General features: G+C 70.2%; 16 protein-coding genes and 1 riboswitch. Of the genes, 6 read left to right on the top strand and 10 right to left on the bottom strand.

The annotated features are described in order from the left end of the window. The first annotated feature begins 27 nt into the window (after nt 1–27). Nucleotides 28–792 carry an HAD-IIB family hydrolase gene (locus AC3ENX_RS01275; protein WP_434810034.1) on the top strand — a complete coding sequence of 255 codons (765 nt, stop codon included), beginning with the start codon at nt 28–30 and terminating at the stop codon, nt 790–792. A gap of 107 nt (nt 793–899) precedes the next feature. On the opposite strand, the gene AC3ENX_RS01270 is transcribed toward AC3ENX_RS01275, so the two are convergent. The 7 genes from AC3ENX_RS01270 to AC3ENX_RS01240 all read right to left on the bottom strand — a co-directional run bounded on the left by AC3ENX_RS01270 (nt 900) and on the right by AC3ENX_RS01240 (nt 9,654). Next, entirely contained in the window at nt 900–2,150 is a 1,251-nt protein-coding gene (locus AC3ENX_RS01270) for an alpha-hydroxy acid oxidase (protein ID WP_434810033.1), read from the bottom strand. Between the two features lie 24 nt (nt 2,151–2,174). Beyond that, complete coding sequence (locus AC3ENX_RS01265; RefSeq protein ID WP_434810032.1) at nt 2,175–2,879, bottom strand: FadR/GntR family transcriptional regulator; 705 nt, start codon at nt 2,877–2,879, stop codon at nt 2,175–2,177. Nucleotides 2,880–2,941: 62 nt separating this feature from the next. Then, nucleotides 2,942–3,595 (bottom strand): thymidine kinase, encoded by a 654-nt coding sequence (locus AC3ENX_RS01260; protein ID WP_434810031.1) that lies wholly within the window; start codon nt 3,593–3,595, stop codon nt 2,942–2,944. Between the two features lie 17 nt (nt 3,596–3,612). Next, nucleotides 3,613–5,526 (bottom strand): DUF2207 family protein, encoded by a 1,914-nt coding sequence (locus AC3ENX_RS01255; protein ID WP_488184901.1) that lies wholly within the window; start codon nt 5,524–5,526, stop codon nt 3,613–3,615. A gap of 23 nt (nt 5,527–5,549) precedes the next feature. Then, nucleotides 5,550–7,025, bottom strand: a complete 1,476-nt coding sequence (locus AC3ENX_RS01250) for a malate:quinone oxidoreductase (protein ID WP_434810029.1) — start codon at nt 7,023–7,025, stop codon at nt 5,550–5,552. A 91-nt stretch (nt 7,026–7,116) separates the two neighbouring features. Next, nucleotides 7,117–8,190, bottom strand: coding sequence for an aspartate-semialdehyde dehydrogenase (locus AC3ENX_RS01245; protein ID WP_434810028.1), 1,074 nt, complete (start codon nt 8,188–8,190; stop codon nt 7,117–7,119). Between the two features lie 177 nt (nt 8,191–8,367). Next, nucleotides 8,368–9,654, bottom strand: a complete 1,287-nt coding sequence (locus tag AC3ENX_RS01240; RefSeq protein WP_434810027.1) for an aspartate kinase — start codon at nt 9,652–9,654, stop codon at nt 8,368–8,370. A 131-nt stretch (nt 9,655–9,785) separates the two neighbouring features. On the opposite strand from AC3ENX_RS01240, the gene AC3ENX_RS01235 reads away from it, so the two are divergent. Together AC3ENX_RS01235 and AC3ENX_RS01230 are read left to right on the top strand one after the other, a co-directional pair. After that, the gene (locus AC3ENX_RS01235) at nt 9,786–10,187 is read left to right on the top strand and encodes a DMP19 family protein (protein ID WP_434810026.1); all 402 of its coding nucleotides are present in this window, start codon (nt 9,786–9,788) and stop codon (nt 10,185–10,187) included. Continuing rightward, nucleotides 10,187–11,581: a threonine/serine exporter family protein gene (locus tag AC3ENX_RS01230; RefSeq protein WP_434810025.1), complete on the top strand. Its 1,395-nt coding sequence runs from the start codon at nt 10,187–10,189 to the stop codon at nt 11,579–11,581. Before AC3ENX_RS01235 ends, AC3ENX_RS01230 begins: the two co-directional genes overlap by 1 nt. 11 nt (nt 11,582–11,592) lie before the next feature. Here the strand turns inward: AC3ENX_RS01230 and AC3ENX_RS01225 are convergent, their stop codons facing one another. The 3 genes from AC3ENX_RS01225 to AC3ENX_RS01215 are packed head-to-tail and all read right to left on the bottom strand — an operon-like array spanning nt 11,593 to nt 15,313. Beyond that, a complete protein-coding gene (locus AC3ENX_RS01225; RefSeq protein WP_434810024.1) occupies nt 11,593–12,510 on the bottom strand; it encodes a DMT family transporter in 918 nt (305 codons plus the stop codon). Between the two features lie 28 nt (nt 12,511–12,538). After that, nucleotides 12,539–13,132, bottom strand: coding sequence for a recombination mediator RecR (gene recR, locus AC3ENX_RS01220; protein ID WP_434810023.1), 594 nt, complete (start codon nt 13,130–13,132; stop codon nt 12,539–12,541). A gap of 3 nt (nt 13,133–13,135) precedes the next feature. Then, complete coding sequence (locus tag AC3ENX_RS01215; RefSeq protein WP_434810022.1) at nt 13,136–15,313, bottom strand: DNA polymerase III subunit gamma and tau; 2,178 nt, start codon at nt 15,311–15,313, stop codon at nt 13,136–13,138. An 87-nt stretch (nt 15,314–15,400) separates the two neighbouring features. Beyond that, nucleotides 15,401–15,495, top strand: a riboswitch (TPP riboswitch). Between AC3ENX_RS01215 and thiM the strand changes: the two genes are divergently transcribed. The 3 genes from thiM (at nt 15,487) to thiD (ending at nt 18,406) form a co-directional block, all read left to right on the top strand. After that, complete coding sequence (thiM, locus tag AC3ENX_RS01210; RefSeq protein WP_434810021.1) at nt 15,487–16,302, top strand: hydroxyethylthiazole kinase; 816 nt, start codon at nt 15,487–15,489, stop codon at nt 16,300–16,302. (Overlaps the previous riboswitch by 9 nt.) Next, nucleotides 16,299–16,964 carry a thiamine phosphate synthase gene (thiE, locus tag AC3ENX_RS01205; protein ID WP_434810020.1) on the top strand — a complete coding sequence of 222 codons (666 nt, stop codon included), beginning with the start codon at nt 16,299–16,301 and terminating at the stop codon, nt 16,962–16,964. The genes thiM and thiE overlap by 4 nt, the downstream gene beginning before the upstream one ends. Continuing rightward, on the top strand, nt 16,961–18,406 hold the full coding sequence (gene thiD, locus AC3ENX_RS01200; protein ID WP_434810019.1) for a bifunctional hydroxymethylpyrimidine kinase/phosphomethylpyrimidine kinase: 1,446 nt from the start codon (nt 16,961–16,963) through the stop codon (nt 18,404–18,406). The genes thiE and thiD overlap by 4 nt, the downstream gene beginning before the upstream one ends. Nucleotides 18,407–18,413 lie beyond the last annotated feature (7 nt).

Here is an 18,413-nt window from a genome sequence, read left to right as displayed (position 1 = left end):
TATCACACACGAGAGGACCACCTTCGAATGACCATTCCTCGCCTGGTCGCGTTCGACCTCGACGACACGCTGGCCCCGTCGAAGACTGCGATCGATCCCCGCATCGGCGACCTGCTGCTCGCGCTCGCCGAGCGGGTCGAGGTCGCGATCATCTCCGGCGGACAGCTGCAGCAGTTCCAGACCCAGGTCGTCGAACGCCTCCCCCAGACCGATGCCGAGACCCTCGCGCAGTTCCACCTCATGCCCACATGCGGCACGCAGTACTACCGGCTCTCCCCCGATGGCGTCTCCACCGTCTATGCGCACAAGCTGACCGACGACGAGAAGGAACGTGCGCTCACCGCCGTCCGCGAAGAAGCTGAACGGCTGGGCCTGTGGGAGGCCGAGCCGTGGGGCGACATCCTCGAAGACCGCGGCTCGCAGATCACCTTCTCCGCGCTCGGCCAGCGGGCACCGCTCGACGCGAAGACCGCCTGGGACCCGACCGGCGAGAAGAAGAACACGCTGCGTGACGCCGTCGCCGCCCGCATTCCCGACCTCGAGGTTCGCTCGGGCGGATCGACGTCGGTCGACATCACCCACCGGGGCATCGACAAGGCGTACGGGATGCGTCAGCTTGAGCAGGAGACCGGCATCGCCCTCGACGACATGCTCTTCGTCGGCGACCGGCTCGACGAACACGGCAACGACTACCCGGTGCTCGCGATGGGCGTCACCTGTCACGCCGTCGACGGCTGGGAGGACACCGCCGCGTTCCTCGACGAACTCATCCCGACGCTCCCGCGGCGCTGAGGTCTCGATACACCGGCGCTACGCGCCGGCACTCGACCACCGGAGTGATACACCGGAGTCGACCCGGTGATCGAGTGCCGCGGCGACGCCGCGGTGTATCGAGATCCCTAGACCCGTGCGCGATCCGCGGCGACGGGCGTGAGTCGCTGCAGCTGCGTGACGTGGCGCGGTTCCAGCTCTGCCAGCGACGAGACACCGAGCAGCTGCATCGTGCGCTCGATCTCGGTGCGGAGGATCTCGATCGCGCGGTCCACGCCGCGCCGGCCGCCCGCCATCAGGCCATACAGGTACGCGCGGCCGATAAGGGTGAACTTCGCGCCGAGCGCGACGGAGGCGACGATGTCGGCGCCGTTCATGATGCCAGTGTCGACCATGATCGTGGCATCCTGACCCACTTCACGCACGACCTGCGGCAGCAGGTGGAACGGCACGGGCGCGCGGTCGAGCTGGCGACCGCCGTGGTTGGAGAGCACGACGCCGTCGACGCCCAGATCGACGAGCTTCTTCGAGTCGGGCACGTTCTGCACACCCTTGACGACGATCTTGCCGGGCCACAGGTCGCGGATGACCTGCAAGTCCTCATAGCTGATCGTCGGGTCCATGGCGGAGTTCAGCAGCTCTCCGACGGTGCCGCCGGTCGTCGTCAGCGACGCGAACTCGAGCGACGGCGTGGTGAGGAAGTCGATCCACCACCACGGCCGCGGGATCGCGTTGATGATCGTGCCGAGGGTCAGCTGCGGCGGGATCGAGAACCCGTTACGCTTGTCGCGCAAACGCGCACCCGCAACCGGGGTGTCCACGGTGAACATGAGCGTGTCGAACCCGGCGTCCGCGGCACGCTTGACGAGGCCGTAGGAGATCTCGCGCTCGCGCATGACGTACAGCTGGAACCAGTTGCGCCCGTGCGGGTTGGCGGCGCGCACGTTCTCGATCGAGGTCGTGCCGAGCGTGGAAAGAGTGAAGGGGATGCCGGCGGCCCCCGCCGCCCCGGCACCGGCGATCTCGCCCTCAGTCTGCATGAGCCGTGTGAAGCCCGTGGGTGCGATACCGAACGGCAGCGCCGAGCGGCCGCCGAGGATCTCGCACGACGTGTCGACACGTTCGGCCGGACGCAGGATGTCGGGGTGGAACTCGATGTCTTCGAACGCGTGCCGGGCGCGCGCCAGCGACAGTTCACCCTCGGCTGCGCCGTCGGTGTAGTCGAACGCCGCCTTCGGGGTGCGGCGCTTGGCGATCGTGCGCAGGTCGTCGATCGTGAGTGCCGCGCCGAGGCGCCGCTTGGTGCCGTCGAGCTCGGGCTTCTTGAACTGCATGAGCTGGAGCAGCTCGCGCACATCGGGGAGTTGTCGCTGGACCATGGTGGACTTCTTCCTGGGTTGCGGTCAGGCGTCGCCGAAGCCGGCGGCGGCGTAGTAGCCGGTGATGTGGGAGGCGACGAGTGCGCGGGCGCGTTCGGCGTCGCCCGCTTCGATCGCCGCGAGGATGTCGGTGTGCTCCTGCACGAGGTGGGCGGCGGTCACGGGCCAGTCGGGGATGCGGTGCGATCCCTCACGGACGTAGCCCTCGATCGCGGTCCGCAGCCCACCCATGGTCGCTGCAACGATGACGTTGCCGGTCGCTTCGCTGAGCCCCAGATGGAATCGGGCGTCGAGCGCGAGGAACTCCTCGATCGACAGGGCGGGGTCTGCCATCGCCTCGAGCGTCGTGTGCACGTCGGCGAGGTCCAGCCCATCCGCTTGCGCGAGCTGACCGGCCGTCCAGTCCTCGAGGATGAGTCGGGTCTGCACGACATCCGCGATCGGAAAGCCGTGTGCGGCGACCTGCAGGCGCAACAGTTGCGAAAGGCCCCCGCGAGGCGTGGCGATGATGATCGCCCCTGAAGTGGGCCCTGAGCCCGTTCCGGTGCGGATGAGGCCCATGACCTCGAGCACGCGCAGGGCTTCGCGGACGCTGGAGCGGCCGACCGAGAGCGTCGCGGCGAGTTCGCGCTCGGGCGCGAGCCGGTCGCCGGGTTTCAGGGTGCCGTCCAGCAGGTCACGCTCGATCTTCTCGAGCACGACGCGCCACGCGCGCGTGGTTTCCGGCATCCGGACCTCCTTTGGTCTGACCACAGTACGCCTGTGTGGTCAGACCATGCAAGTCGGCCGGGTCAGCGCAGGCGCCCGCCCGACTCGCGCAGATAGCACTCGGCGCACATCGACTCGTATGTCACGCGGTCGGCGCTCAACTCGTCGATCGCGACCTGGTCGCCGTCGAAGACGAACCGGCCGCCGACCAGGCGTGCGTTGAACAGCGCTTTGCGTCCGCACCGGCAGATGGTCTTCAGCTCTTCGAGGCTGTGCGCCAGTTCCAGCAGTCGCGCCGAACCGGGAAAGGCGCGCGTCTGGAAGTCGGTGCGGATGCCGTAGGCGAGCACGGGCACGTCGTCCTCCACGACGATCCGCAACAGGTCGTCGACCTGTTCGGGGGTGAGGAACTGCGCCTCGTCGACGAGGAGGCACGCGACGTCAGGCCGAGCACCTGTCGCGGCAGACTCCGGGATGAGCGCCTCCTCGGCGAGTTCCTTCACGCGGGCGCGATGCTGCCCGAACAGCACGCGAAGGTCGTCACCGGGCCGGATGAGGAAATCGACCTGCCGCGCCACGCCGAGGCGGCTGGAGATCTGATCAGCGCCCTTCGTGTCGATCTCGGGCTTTGCGAGCAGAATGTGCTGCCCGCGCTCCTCGTAGTTGTAGGCCGCCTGCAGCAGCGCGGTGGACTTGCCGGAGTTCATCGCGCCGAAGCGGAAGTACAGTTTGGCCACCAGAGGATCCTAGCGATTCAGCGCCCACCGATCCCGCCGCCGCCCCCTCCGCCACCCGAGAAGCCGCCACCGAACGACCCGCCCGAAGACGACCAGCCGCCCGAGGAAGACGACCCGCTCCCCCGCCCCGACGACACCGGCGCGGCGGCGGCGCGGCCGACGCTGTTCGACGCCGCCACCAGCACGCGGGTGCGCAGCAACGGATACACGTCGACGTGGAGGTCGGCGCCGGCCGGTGCAACCGATCGGATGACCTCGGCCCACTCACGCTCCAGCCCCCACAGCACCGCATACGGCAGGAGTCGCTCGTAGACGTTGACGACGTCGCCCGGTGCGTCATCGCCGAACGCGCGACGACCCGAGGTCACGAGCTCTGCCGTCGCGGGAGCCTGCGCGGCCGCGAGACGCTCCCGCTCGGCGACACGGAGATACAGCTCGATCCCCTCGAGCTCGCGCGCGTGCGCGCCGCCCTGGTCGGTGAGCACCGTGTTCGGCAACGGCCACGCCCACGAGGCGACGAGACCGACCAGACAGAGGATGACACCCGCGCCGAACAGCACTCCACCCGCCGGGCCTTCGGCGTGCGCCAAGAGATCCTCGGCGTTGAACCACAGGGCACCCGCCACCACGAGCGATGCGGCACCCACCGCGAGGCGCGCGACTCCCACCCATCCGGGCCGGATACGGCGCAGCCCGGCCTTCACGGTCTCCGGGTCGATGCGCCGCACGTACTGCTGCAGCTTCTTGGTCGGCTTGTACCGGAGCACCGCGAGTTCGCGTCGCGCACCGGCAGACGCCTTGCTGCCGAACAGCGCGTTCACGAGCGCAAGGTCATCGCCGTCGAGGCCTTCGCGGTCGGTCAGCACGAGCGCGAAGTCACGCGCCTGGGCGCGTTCCCCGCTGCCGTGGATCTCGATGCGGTCGCGCACTGCGAGGTCGACGATGTGCGCGGCGAGCGCGCGCCGCGGTCGATCGAGCACGCCGGCCGACCGGGTGAGCGAGATCTTCAGCGGCGTGTAGTGGGCGATCACGGGCGTGCGATCGGGGTTGCGACGAAGGCGACTGCCGATCACCGCGAGCGTCGGGATGCCGGCGAGTCCGACGAGCAGGCCGGCGCCGCCGAGGATCCAACCGCCCCAGCTCACGCCGCCCGGCGGCAGCGACGGCGCCACGAACGCCCCTCGGCGGAAGGGGACGGCGACGGTCACGTTCTCGTAGGCGCCCTGTGCGCCGGCCGAGACCGACAGTGCGACAGCACCCTCCCCCGGTTCGTCGGCGGCGATCGGCCATGCGCCGTCCGGCTGCGGCCCGATCAGGTCGCAGGTGTCGGTCGAGCCCTGCACGCCCTGATAGCAGCTGACGCCCTCGGTGAGCAGCTCGGCGGCGAGATCACCCGCGACGTGCACCGTGACGTCGACAGCGCCGAACGGTTGGGCGTGGTCGGTGCCGATCGTGTCCCAGAAGAACTCGTCGACATCGGTGTCGTCGTACGAGATGACGACATCGCTCATGCGATACGTGATCGTGTAGGTCTGCTCGCCGTGCACGAAGTCGTCGCTCCCGGTCAGCACGAAGACGTATTCGTCGTCCTCTTCGGTCCACCACGGGATGCGGGCGCCGTCGGCGTCGCGGACGTCGTACACCAGCGTGTCGAAGTCGATGCCGTCCTGATGCTGCGGCAGTGCGCGCACCATGCCGCGGTTCTGGTCGAACTCGGGGAACAGCGCGACGAACGTCTCCTGCACGTACAACTGGGCGACCCCGTCGTCGTCACGGGCCAGGTAGTAATCGCCGGTGAACGACGAGAACTCGAAGTCGTCGACGTCGGCCTGTGCCGCCGGTGCGGGTGCGAACGGTGCGAGCGCGAACAGAAAGGCGACGACGACACCGACGACCGAGGCTGCACGCCGCGGCATCCGTCGTCGTCCCATCGCTCCCCCTGCGTCGATGCGTCTCAGACGTTGATCTGCAGGGCCTCTGCGGTCGCCGCCAGCGACGCCTTCGCCGCGTCGGGGCGCGGGTTGAGCGTCTGACCGTAGCTCGGGATCAGCTTCTTCAGCGTCGGCTGCCACTGCTCGATGCGATCGGGGAAGCACGTGCGCAGCAGGCCGAGCATGATGGATGCGGCGGTCGATGCACCCGGGGAGGCACCGAGGAGCCCTGCGATCGTTCCATCGGCCGAGGTGACGACTTCGGTGCCGAACTGCAGCACGCCGCCCTTCTCAGGATCCTTTTTCATGACCTGCGCGCGCTGACCGGCCTGGATGAGCTCCCAGTCCTCGTCCTTCGCAGTCGGCATGAACACGCGCAGCGAATCGACCTTCTTCCGGTGGTTCTTCATGAGTTCGCCGACGAGGTACGTGATGAGGCTCGGGTTGTCGATGGCGACCTTGAGCATCGGCAGGATGTTGCCGGGGCGCACCTGCGCGACGATGTCGGTGATCTTGCCCTGCTTGAGGAACTTGGGGCTGAACGTCGCGAACGGACCGAACATGAGCGACGCTTCGCCGTCGACGACGCGCGTGTCGAGGTGCGGCACCGACATCGGCGGCGCGCCGACCGAGGCCTGCGAGTACACCTTCGCCTTGTGCTGGGCGACGACGGCGGGGTTCGTGGTCTTCAGGAACTGCCCGCCGATCGGGAACACCCCGTACCCGTTGATCTCGGGGATGCCGGAGCGCTGCAGCAGCTTGATGGCCCATCCGCCGGCACCGACGAACACGAAGCGCGCCGAGACCGAACCGGGGGTGCGCCCGAGCGCGTTGCGGTAGGCGACCTTCCAGCTGCCGTCCCGCTGCTTCGTGAGATTGCGCACCTCCATGTTGGTGCGCACCTCCACGCCCTGGGTCTCGAGGTGGGCGAACAGCTGTCGCGTCAGCGCGCCGAAGTCGACGTCGGTGCCGGCGGGCACACGGGTCGCCGCGAACGGCTCGCCCTTGCGACGCTGCTGCATGAGCAACGGCGCCCACTGGTTGATGACGCGGGAATCCTCGGAGTACTCGATCCCGGCGAACAGCGGCTGCTCACGCAGCGCCTCATAGCGCTTCTTGAGGTAGGCGACATCCTTCTCGCCGCGCACAAAGGTCATGTGCGGCGTTGCATTGATGAACGTCGACGGACCGTCGAGGATGCCGGCGTCCACCCAGCTCGCCCACAACTGGCGGCTCTGCTGGAACTGTTCGTTGATCGAGACGGCCTTGGCCGGATCGACCGAACCGTCGCCCGCCTCAGGCATGTAGTTCAGTTCGCACAGCGCGGCGTGGCCGGTACCGGCGTTGTTCCACGCGTTGGAGGACTCCTGCGCGACCTCCGACAGGCGCTCGGCGACGAGGATCTTCCAGTCGGGCTGCAGCTGCTTCAGGAGCGTGCCCAGGGTGGCACTCATGATGCCACCGCCGATCAGCACGGCGTCATAGGTCTGGGTAGTCACAATCACCCAGTTTATCCCCGCCGTCCGGGCAGTCCCGCCGCTCGAGCCATGCCCAACCGGCAAAGACCGGGCTTCTTGCCGCCCGCGAAACTCAGACGGCGGCGGTCGCGAGGCGCTCGGCCACGACCTCGGCGATCTGCACCGCGTTCAGCGCCGCACCCTTGCGCAGGTTGTCGTTGCTGATGAACAGCACGAGCCCCTTGCCCGCCGGCGCCGACTGGTCTTCACGGATGCGGCCGACGTAGCTCGGGTCGTTGCCCGCGGCCTGCAGCGGCGTCGGCACCTCTTCGAGGCTCACACCGGGTGCCGACGCGAGGATCTCGCGGGCGCGGTCGGGCGTGATGTCGCGGGCGAACTCGGCGTGGATCGACAGCGAGTGACCCGTGAAGACCGGCACGCGCACGCAGGTACCCGCGACGCGGAGGTCAGGCAGTTCGAGGATCTTGCGGCTCTCGTTGCGGAGCTTCTTCTCCTCGTCGGTCTCGTTCTGACCGTCATCGACGATCGACCCCGCCAGCGGGATGACGTCGAATGCGATCGGCGCGACGTACTTTTCGGGCTGCGGAAAGTCGACCGCCGAACCGTCGTGCACGAGGTCGAGGGTGTTGCCCTGCGCGAGCACGCCTTCGACCTGGCCGAGCAGTTCCTGTGCCCCGGCGAGGCCCGAGCCGGAGACGGCCTGGTAGGTGCTGACGATGAGCCGCTCCAGGCCCGCCTCTGCGTCGAGGGGCTTCAGCACCGGCATGGCCGCCATCGTGGTGCAGTTCGGGTTCGCGATGATGCCCTTGGGCGGATTCAGCGTCGCGTGGGGGTTCACCTCGCTGACCACGAGCGGCACGTCGGGGTCCATGCGCCACGCGCTGGAGTTGTCGATGACGACGGCGCCCGCCTCCGCGAAACGCGGCGCGTGTGCGCGCGAGCCGGTGGCACCGGCAGAGAACAGCGCGATGTCGATGCCGGCGGGGTCGGCGGTCGCGACGTCTTCGATCACGATCGTCTCGCCGGCGAACTCGACCGCCGTGCCCGCCGAACGTGCGGTGGCGAACAGGCGCAGTTCGCGGATCGGGAACCCGCGCTCGGCGAGAATCTCGCGCATGACCGTGCCGACCTGGCCGGTGGCGCCGACGACGGCGACGGAGAGTCCGGAATCGGAGATGCGAGTCATGGCGGTACCTCGGGTGGTTCGACGCGCGGCCAGAGGCTCGCACGAGTGATGTGGAGCGCTACGGTGCGCGGATGCCCGGACGGGCGGTTGCCGCGATTCTACCCGCGCGCGTGCCGCGGCATCCGCCGTGTTGCGCTGCGCGACCGCCGGTGGTCGCAGGAATCCTGCCAGATGCGGTCAGCGACCGGTGCCGGCGTGCACAACGGCGTCGGCGTCACCGTCGAGGCCGTACGCGGTGTGCACGACGCGAGCAGCCTCGGCCAGGTCGTCGCCGCGGACGACGACCGAGATGCGGATCTCGGACGTCGAGATCATCTCGATGTTGATGCCGGTCGTCGACAGCGCCTCGAACAGGGTCGCCGAGACACCCGAATGGGTGCGCATGCCGGCACCGACGACCGACAGCTTGCCGATCTGGTCGTCGTGCACGAGGTTGTGGAACCCGACCTCCTGCTGCTCGGCGGTGAGCGCACGCAGCGCCGTGGCGGCGTCGCCCTTGGGGAGCGTGAAGGAGATGTCGGTGCGGCCCGTCGAGGCGGCCGAGACGTTCTGGACGATCATGTCGACGTTCGCGCCCGACTTCGCCACGATCTTGAAGATCTCGGCGGCCTTGCCCGGCACGTCGGGGACGCCGATCATCGTGATCTTGGCCTGGCTGAGATCGGTGGCGACCCCTGCGACGATCGGCTCTTCCATCTGTCCTCCTTCGATCCCCGCCGGCGGCGTCATGCCCGGGCCGAGCACGAACGTGCCCTGCGACGAGCTGAACGTCGAGCGGGAGTTGATCATGACACCGTGGCGGCGGGCGTACTCGACGGCGCGGATGTAGAGCACCTTCGCGCCGTTGGCGGCAAGCTCGAGCATCTCTTCTGCGCTGATGACATCGAGCTTGCGGGCCTTGGGCACGACCCGCGGGTCGGCGGTGTAGATGCCGTCGACATCGCTGTAGATCTCGCACACGTCGGCCTCGAGCGCGGCGGCCAACGCCACCGCGGTCGTGTCGGAGCCGCCGCGGCCAAGCGTCGTGATGTCGCGGGTGTCGCGGTTGAAGCCCTGGAACCCCGCGACGATGACGATCGCACCCTCGTCGAGCGCTTCGCGCAGACGGATCGGGGTGACGTCGACGATGCGGGCCGCGCCGTGGGTCGCGTCGGTGATCATGCCGGCCTGGCTGCCGGTGAACGAACGGGCCTCGAAGCCCATCGAGTGGATCGCCATCGCCAGCAGCGCCATCGAGATGCGCTCACCGCTGGAGAGCAGCATGTCCATCTCGCGAGGGGCCGGAATCGGCGCGACCTGCGACGCGAGATCGATCAGCTCGTCGGTCGTGTCACCCATGGCACTGACGGCGACCACGACATCGTGCCCCGCGCGACGGGCATCGACGATGCGCTTCGCGACGCGCTTGATGCTCTCGGCGTCGGCGACGGACGAACCGCCGTACTTCTGGACGATCAGCGCCACAGTGGAACTCCCGGGAGACAGCCGGCGACCGGTGGCCGGCGGGCGGGCGGATGCCGCAGCCCACCGTCCATCTTAGGGACGCGCTCAACACCCGGATGCCATATGACCGCGCCCCGCGTACCGTTGATGCCATGCGCTCCCCCGCCGAAGCCGTGTGGAACCGGGCCCTCGAGCTGCCGACGCCGGCAGCGGCCTCGCATCCCGGTGACGCCGCCCTGCTCATCGTGCTGACGTTCCATGGTCTCGTCACCAACGGCGGCCTGTTCAATGCCGTCGAACTCCACGGTCACGACGATGTGTATCCCATCGACGCGGTCGTCGAGGCCTACCACGCGCTCGGCCTGGAAGACGCCGCGGGCGCGATCGACAACGCCGCCCTCGAAGAGCGCGACATCGACGATGACGACGACGAGGCACGACGCGACGCCGAACGTCGCATCGACGCCACCTACACGGTCGATGAAGCCACCATCGAGTCGGCGCTGGCCGCGCAGCTGCGTGAGTCGCCGGGCGCGTTCGCTCCGCTGACCTGATGGGACGCCGCGACAAGGTGCTGCGGTCGCTGCGCGGCCTCGTGCAGCCGTCCGATACGGCCGCTCCGGCGACCGAACTGCTGCCGGTGATCGATGACCGGCTGACCGTCCGGGTGCTCGACCTCGCCATCCGCATCGGCGAGACGATGCTCGTCGCCGGCGCCCCCGCGAGCGAAGTGACGCTCACGATCGTGCGTGTCGCCGCCGCGTACGGCCTCGACCCCGTGCACGTCGACGTCACGTACAACTCCATCACTGTGGCCCATCACCGCAGCGGCGCCGACCGCCCCATTACCCTCATGCGCGTCGTGCGCGGTGCCGTGCCCGACCACACACGGCTGCAGCGGCTGCAGTCGCTCGTGACCGCCGTGCGCGCGGGGCTCCCCGTCGACGACGCCGTCGAGCAGGCACGCGCGATCCGTCGCGCACCGTTCCGCTACGCGCCACCGGTGGTCGTGCTCGCGCAGGCGATGCTCGCGGTCGGCGTGGCGATCATGTTCGGCGGCAACTGGCTCGTGCTCGCGCTGTCGTTCGTGGCCGCAGCCCTCGCCGCGACAACCCAACTGCTGCTCGGGCGGGCGCACGTGCCGTTCTTCTTCAGCCAGATCGCCGGCGCGTTCGTGCTCACGCTCGCAGCAGCCGCGGCATCCCTGCTGTCGGCGACCGGTTGGCCGGCGGCCGAGGGCATCAAACCCTCGGTGATCGTCGCGGCCGGCATCGTCATCATGCTCGCCGGCCTCACGGTCGTCGGGGCCGCACAAGATGCCATCGACGGGTTCGCGCTGACCGCGGGCGGGCGCATCCTCGAGCTCGTCACGCAGACCGTCGGCGCCGTGGTCGGCATTCTCGCCGGACTCGAAACGGCACGCCTGGTGGGGCTCGGCATGACGCCGCCGAGCGAAGCGCTCCCCTTCGGCCCCGTGCCGCTGCAGTTCGTCGGCGCCGCGCTCATCGCCGTGGCCGTCGCCGTCTTCAACGGCGCGGGTCTGCGCATCGTGGTCGTCAGCATCGTGCTGAGCGTCGTCGCGTGGGCCGTCTACGTCGCGACGTCGGCGGCGGGCCTCGAAGTCGCCGCCGCGAGCGGCGCCGGCGCCTTCGCCGGCAGCCTGGTCGGCATCATCGCGGCGTACCGCCTGCACGTGCCGTCGGTCGCGATCACCACCGCCGCGATCCTGCCGATGGTGCCGGGGGCAGCGGTGTTCCGCGGACTGCTGGGCGTCGTCGAATCGGGTGACGGCACCGCCGTGATGCTCGCCGGCTTCGCGACGCTCGCCGGAGCCGCGACGATCGGCATCAGCCTGGCGGTCGGCGCGTCGCTCGGCATCTACGTGGGCCAGCCGCTGCGCGCGTCGCTCGGCTCGTTCGACCGGTCGCGGGCACGCGTTCGCACCTGACCCCGACCGGATCAGGGGGCGGGGATGCCGACCGGACGTCGCGGTCGCAGGCGGCCGCCGGTCGCGGCGAGCCAGCATCCCACGATCACGAGCGGGAACCCGGCGAGCAGTCCGCCGGTGAGGTGCTCGCCGAGCACGACGACACCGAGCAGGATCGCGACGATCGGGTTCACGTAGGTGAACAGTGGCGCGCGAACCGGGCCGACCTCACGGATGAGCGCGAAGAACGCGATGAAGGCGACGGCGGTGCACAGGATGCCGAGCGCCACCAGCGAACCGGCGCTGCGGAGGCTCGGCACCTCGTGCTGAGTCAGCAGTCCGATCGGCAGGTAGACGATGCCGACCACCAGCAGCGAGAGGGTGATGGTGCCCAGGGACGGTACGTGCTTGAGTTTGGTCGCGATGATGAACGGGGCGATGGCGTAGAGCAGCGCGACCAGCAGCACCTCACCGACCGCGAGCAGGGCTGCGGGGTCGGATCCGACTGCGAGCCCGGGACCCGAGACGATGACGGCAACACCGGCGAACCCGATCAGCAGGCCGATGGCGCGCACCGGCGACAGCGCCGAACGATCACCTCGCAGCAGCGCGATGACCGCAGCGAACAGCGGCACGGTCGCCACCAGCAGCCCGGTCGTACCCGACGGAAGCGTCTGCTCGGCGTGCCCCAGCAGCAGGAACGGCCCGGCCATCTCGATCGCGCCGAACGCGAGCACCCACGGCCACACGCGAAGCGCCGGCCTCAGGGCGCGTCGACGCAGGGCGAGCGGCAGCAGAATGAGCGCACCCAGCAGCGTGCGCCCGGCCACGATCGCCGGCGGCGAGATCGTGTCGACCGCCTCTTTGATGAACAGGTAGGGCATGCCCCACAGCAGCGCCATCGCGGCGTACAGCACCCACCCGCGGGCAGACACCCCGCCGGTGCTCATGGCGCACTCGTGCGGGCGGATGCCGACATCACACGCTCCGGCGGCCCTCGAAAGCGCGGCCGAGGGTGACCTCGTCGGCGTATTCGAGGTCACCGCCGACGGGCAGGCCGGATGCGAGGCGGGTCACCGAGATCTCGAGCGTATGGAGGAGTCTGCTGAGGTAGGTCGCCGTCGCCTCGCCCTCGAGATTCGGGTTGGTCGCGATGATGACTTCCTGCACCGTGCCGTCGGCGAGCCGTTGCATGAGCTGCGCGATGCGGAGGTCGTCGGGGCCGATACCGGCGATGGGACTGATCGCGCCGCCGAGCACGTGGTACAGCCCTCGGAACTCGCGGGTGCGCTCGATCGCGGCGACGTCCTTCGCGTCTTCGACGACGCAGATGAAGGTCTGGTCGCGGCGCGGGTCGCGGCAGATGCCGCAGCGCTCCTGCTCGGACACGTTGCCGCACACCTCGCAGAACCGCACGCGCTCGCGCAGCTCGCCGAGGAGGTGCGACAGGCGCGACACGTCGAAGGTGGGCGTCTGCAGAATGTGGAATGCGATGCGCTGAGCGGACTTGGGCCCGATGCCGGGGAGACGCCCGAACTCGTCGATCAGGTCTTGGACGATGCCGTCGTACATGGGCTAGTTGAACCTCGTGGGCGGGGTATGGGGCTCTTCGCGGACGAATCGCGCGTCGAGCACCTGCCGAACGACCGCTTCACCGACCCGCTCGATGCCACCCGGCCGTGCTGTGCGGCCACTCGGTGTTGAGACGGCACGTTCGACGGCGACGGGTGCAGTGGGCGGCAGCGGGGCGTCGCCGTCGACCGGAGGAATCTCGTCTTCCTCTTCGTCGCCGTCATCGTCGGGGCGATGATCGGCAACGGCGGCAGGGCCCGTGATGACATCGCCGTCGCGGGGCGCCGTGAGCGTGCGCACCGGCACGGTCGCCGCCTCCTCCGGTTCGTCATCGACCGCGAACTGCGCCGACGCTCCCGGCTCGTCGGCGGGAATCGCGGCGACGGCCCACTCGGTGACCGGCGCGGTCTGTGCAGGTGCGCTTTCGCGTTGGGAGGTGGGCTGGGCTGTCGGTGCCGGGCCGCGCTGGGGAGCCGCGGGCCGCGCCGGTGCACCGCCGGCCGGACCGGATGCGGGGCGCTCGGGAGCGGGCTCGGACGGCCCCGGATCGTACGGGTCGGAATCAGACGGCTCGTACGGCGCCGGGTCGGGGTCGGGCGGCACGTCGTCCGAAGGTGCTGCGGTGCCGCCGGGCTCGCGCGTGGACGCGGCATCGCTCGGCTCGTGACGCGCAACGTACTTCACGCGGACGCCGAGGACCGATCGGATGGCGCCGCGCAGGTCTTCGCTCGGCCCCTTGCCAGCGGCGAGCTTCTTGAACGCCGCGACGTCGCTCTGCGTGCCGAACGCGAGCGTGAGCACGTCGTCATCGGAGTACGCGACCGCCCGCGCACCGGTCGCGAGCATCCACGACGACCGGCTGATCGGTTCGAGCTGTTTCAGGATTTCGGGCCAGGCCGCACGCACCTGCTCGAGCGTGACGGGGCCGGTCGGCGTCGGCGGTGCGGGTGGTGCGGGCGTTTCGTCTCGCTGCGCTCGCTCAACGACCGGGGGCTGCGCTCGCTCAACGACCGGGGCCTGCGCCGGGGCCTGTGCCAGCGGCTGCGCGGTCGCGGCAACGGCAACGGCAGCGCCACCGGCGAGGACGCGCGCGACGAGGAGTTCGAGCTGCAGGCGGGGCGAGGTGGCGCCGTTCATCTCGTCGAGCGTGGTCACGACGAGGTCGGCGATGCGCGAGAGCCGGTCGGTGCCGAAGGCGGCGGCCTGCCGGCCCATGCGTTCGAGTTCGTCGGCGGGCACGCCGCGCAGCACGGCGGTCGCGCCCTCGCCCGTCGCCGCGACGATGATGAGGTCGCGCAGACGCTCGAGCAGGTCGTCGACGAAGCGACGCGGGTCCTGACCGGTCTGCACGACGCGGTCGACGGCGCCGAACGCCGCACCCGCGTCGCCGCCCGCGAACGCATCGACGACCTCGTCGAGGAGCGCCCCATGCGTGTAGCCGAGCAACGCGACGGCGCGCTCGTAGCGGACGACCGTTCCCTCGGCGGAGTCGTCGGACCCGGCGATCAACTGATCGAGCAGCGAGAGCGTGTCACGGGGCGATCCGCCACCCGCGCGGACGACGAGCGGCAGGACACCGGTCTCGACCTGCACACCCTCGGCACCGCAGAGCTGCTCGACGTATTCGAGCATGGCGGCCGGCGCCACCAACCGGAACGGGTAGTGGTGGGTGCGCGAACGGATCGTGCCGATGACCTTTTCGGGCTCAGTCGTCGCGAAGATGAACTTGACGTGCGCGGGCGGTTCTTCGACGAGCTTGAGCAGGGCGTTGAAGCCCTGCGCGGTGACCATGTGCGCTTCGTCGAGGATGAAGATCTTGAAGCGGTCGCGCGCGGGCGCGAAGATCGCGCGCTCGCGCAGGTCTCGGGCATCGTCGACGCCGTTGTGGCTCGCTGCGTCGATCTCGACGACATCGAGCGATCCGCCGCCGCCGCGGCTGAGTTCGACGCAGCTGTCGCACTGCCCGCACGGGGTGTCGGTGGGGCCCTGGGCGCAATTGAGGCAGCGCGCCAGGATGCGCGCAGACGTCGTCTTGCCGCATCCGCGGGGCCCGGAGAACAGGTAGGCATGACCGACCCGATCACCGCGCAGTGCCGTCATCAGGGGCTCGGTCACCTGCGACTGACCGATCATCTCGCCGAAGGTCTCCGGACGGTAGCGGCGGTACAGGGCGGTGGTCACCCGAACAGCCTATGGTGTGGGCCCGACATCGGGGGTGCCGATGCGCGACGCGGTTGGACGCACGTCCGCGATGACGCTACGGTCGAGCACAGTGACACGGGGTGCCCGCACGGCGGGCTGAGACCACACCCGTCGAACCTGATCTAGTTCGTACTAGCGAAGGGATGTCGCGAATGAGTGTTCGCACGCCTGTCCATCCGTCCCCCGGCGCGGCGCTCGATGCGCTGCGTGCCGCACACCCGCTCGTGCAGTGCATCACGAACGCGGTCGTCACCGGCTTCACCGCGAACGCGCTGCTCGCCCTCGGCGCATCGCCCGCGATGTGCGATCTGCCCGGCGAGGCCGGCATGTTCGCCCGTGTCGCAGACGGCCTGCTCGTCAATCTCGGCAGTCCGCGCGCCGAACAGCGCGACGGCGCCCGCGAGGCGGTCACCGTCGGCACGCCGTGGGTGCTCGACCCCGTCGCGGTCGGCTCGCTGCCGGTGCGCACGGCGCTCGCGCACGAACTGCTCGAGCATTCCCCCGCAGTGATCCGGGGGAACGCATCCGAGATCCTCGCGCTCGCGGGGCGCTCGGCGGGCGGCCGGGGCGTCGACGCGCTCGACCGCCCCGAGGATGCGGCGAACGCGGCGCGCGATCTCGCGCGGCGCACCGGCGGCACCGTCGCGGTCAGCGGCGAGGTCGACCTCGTGACCGACGGCGAGCGCGACGCGTGGATCCACGGCGGCGATGCGCTGCTGACCCGCGTGACCGGCGGCGGCTGCACGCTGGGCGCGACGACGGCCGCATTCCTGGCCGTTGCTGCGCCGTTCGAAGCGGCCGTCGCGGCCTGCGCCGTGCATGCCGCGGCATCCGAACGTGCAGCGTCGCACTCGCGCCGGCCCGGCTCGTTCGCGGTCGCGTTCCTCGACGCACTCGACGCGCTGACGCCCGACGACCTCGCCGGCGACCGCGTGCGCATCGCCGGCCTGATCGGGGCGGCCTCGTGAGCGCGTTCGACCCGAGCCTGCACCTGGTCACCGATCACCGCCTCGAGGTCGACCGGCTCGTGGAGGTCGTCGAGGCGGCCGTCGACGGCGGGGTGCGCATCGTGCAATTGCGCGCGAAGACCGCTTCGGCCCGCGAACAGATCGAGCAGGCACGCCGGCTCGATCTCGCGATCGCAGGCAGGGCGCTGTTGCTGATCGACGATCGCGTCGATGTCGCGCTCGCAGCCCGCGACGCCGGTGCGCGAGTCGACGGCGTGCACCTGGGACAGAGTGACGTGCCGCCGCTGACGGCGCGTCGACTGCTCGGTGCCGAATCGATCGTCGGCTGGACGGCGAACCGGCCGGAGCACCTCACAGCCGCCGACGCGATGCCGGCCGGCACGATCGACTATCTCGGCGTCGGCGTCATCCGCCCCACGTTGACCAAGGCCGATCATCCGACACCACTCGGCCACGACGGGTTCGCGCGACTGGCATCCGCGACGACGCTGCCCTGCGTCGCGATCGGCGGCATCGGGGTCGACGATGTCGCACCGCTGCGCGCGGTCGGCGCCGCCGGCGTCGCCGTCGTCACCGCGGTCAGTGGCGCGAGCGATCCGCGTGGGGCTGCCGCCGCGCTGCGTGCGGCATGGGACGACGCCCGATCGGAGGTGGCGGCATGAGCCGGGCACGCGTGCTCAGCATCGCCGGCACCGACCCGACGGGCGGTGCAGGGCTGCAGGCCGACCTGAAGACGATCGGCGCACTCGGCGGCTACGGCATGGCCGTCGCGACCGCACTCGTCGCACAGAACACCCGGGGCGTGCGAGAGGTGCACGTGCCACCGGTCTCGTTCTTGCGCGCACAGCTCGACGCGGTCTCCGACGACGTGCGCATCGACGCCGTCAAGCTCGGCATGCTGCACTCGGCACCGCTGATCGACACCGTGCGCGAGTGGCTCGACCGCGTCGACCCGCCGATCGTCGTGCTGGACCCGGTCATGGTCGCCACCAGCGGTGACCGGCTGCTCGACGAAGAAGCCGTCACGGCACTGCGCGAGCTGTGCCGACGCGCCGACCTCGTCACGCCGAACCTGCCCGAGCTCGGCGTGCTGACCGATCGCACCTGGGCGACGACCTGGGACGAGGCGGTGGAGCAGGCACGCAGGCTGGCCGTCGACACCGGCGCGACGGTACTGCTCAAAGGCGGGCACCTCGCTGGCGGTGAGAGCCCGGATGCCGTCGTCGACGCAAACTCCGTGCACACCGTCGCCGGCACCCGCGTCGCGACCAGCAACACGCACGGCACGGGCTGCTCGCTGTCGTCGGCGATGGCGGTGCTGCGCGCCCAGGAGCTCGCCTGGCCCGAGGCGTTGACGCGGGCGAAGGCCTGGCTCACCGGCGCGCTGCTCGCGGCCGACGCGCTCGAGGTCGGCGGCGGCAACGGCCCCGTCGACCACTTCCACGAAGCGGTGCCCGCCGCGGGGTGGGCAGACCGCGCGTGGCGGGCGGCAGAACCGGTGCGCGCCGCAACCGACCGCTGCCGGTTCGTGCGCGGCTTGCGCGAGGGCACACTCGACCGCGACGCGTTCGACTGGTACCTCGCGCAAGACGCGCTCTACCTGCACGAGTACTCGCGGGTGCTCGCGCAGCTGTCCGCGACCGCACCGACCCGCGATTCACAGGCGTTCTGGGCGGAGTCGGCGCGCGGCGCACTCGCCGAGGTCGACCGGCTGCACGCACACCACATCGACGGCGACCTGCCGGCTGCAGCCCCCGCGACAACGGCCTACACCGACCACCTGCTCGCCGTCGCCGCCCGCGGCGACCACGCCGAACTGCTCGCCGCCGTCCTGCCCTGCTTCTGGCTGTACCAGGACCTGGGGCGGCGTTGGCGCGAGATCCCCCGCGACGGGCACGCCTTCGCGGACTGGCTCGACGCCTACGGCGATCCGGCGTTCGACGTGAGCACGCGGCGCGCGATCGAATTCGCCGACGCCGCCGCCCGCGCGTCGTCGGCTGCCGGTCGGGCACGGATGGATGCCGCCTTCGCCAGATCGATGCGACTCGAACTGGCGTTCTTCACGGCCCCGTTGCAGGACCGCGTCGACGTGCTGACGGGGTGATGCTCCG

The sequence above is a fragment of the Microbacterium sp. bgisy189 genome (assembly GCF_057707225.1).
The sequence above is the reverse complement of the archived record's forward strand: the minus strand, read 5'-3'. Positions and strand labels throughout refer to the sequence as shown.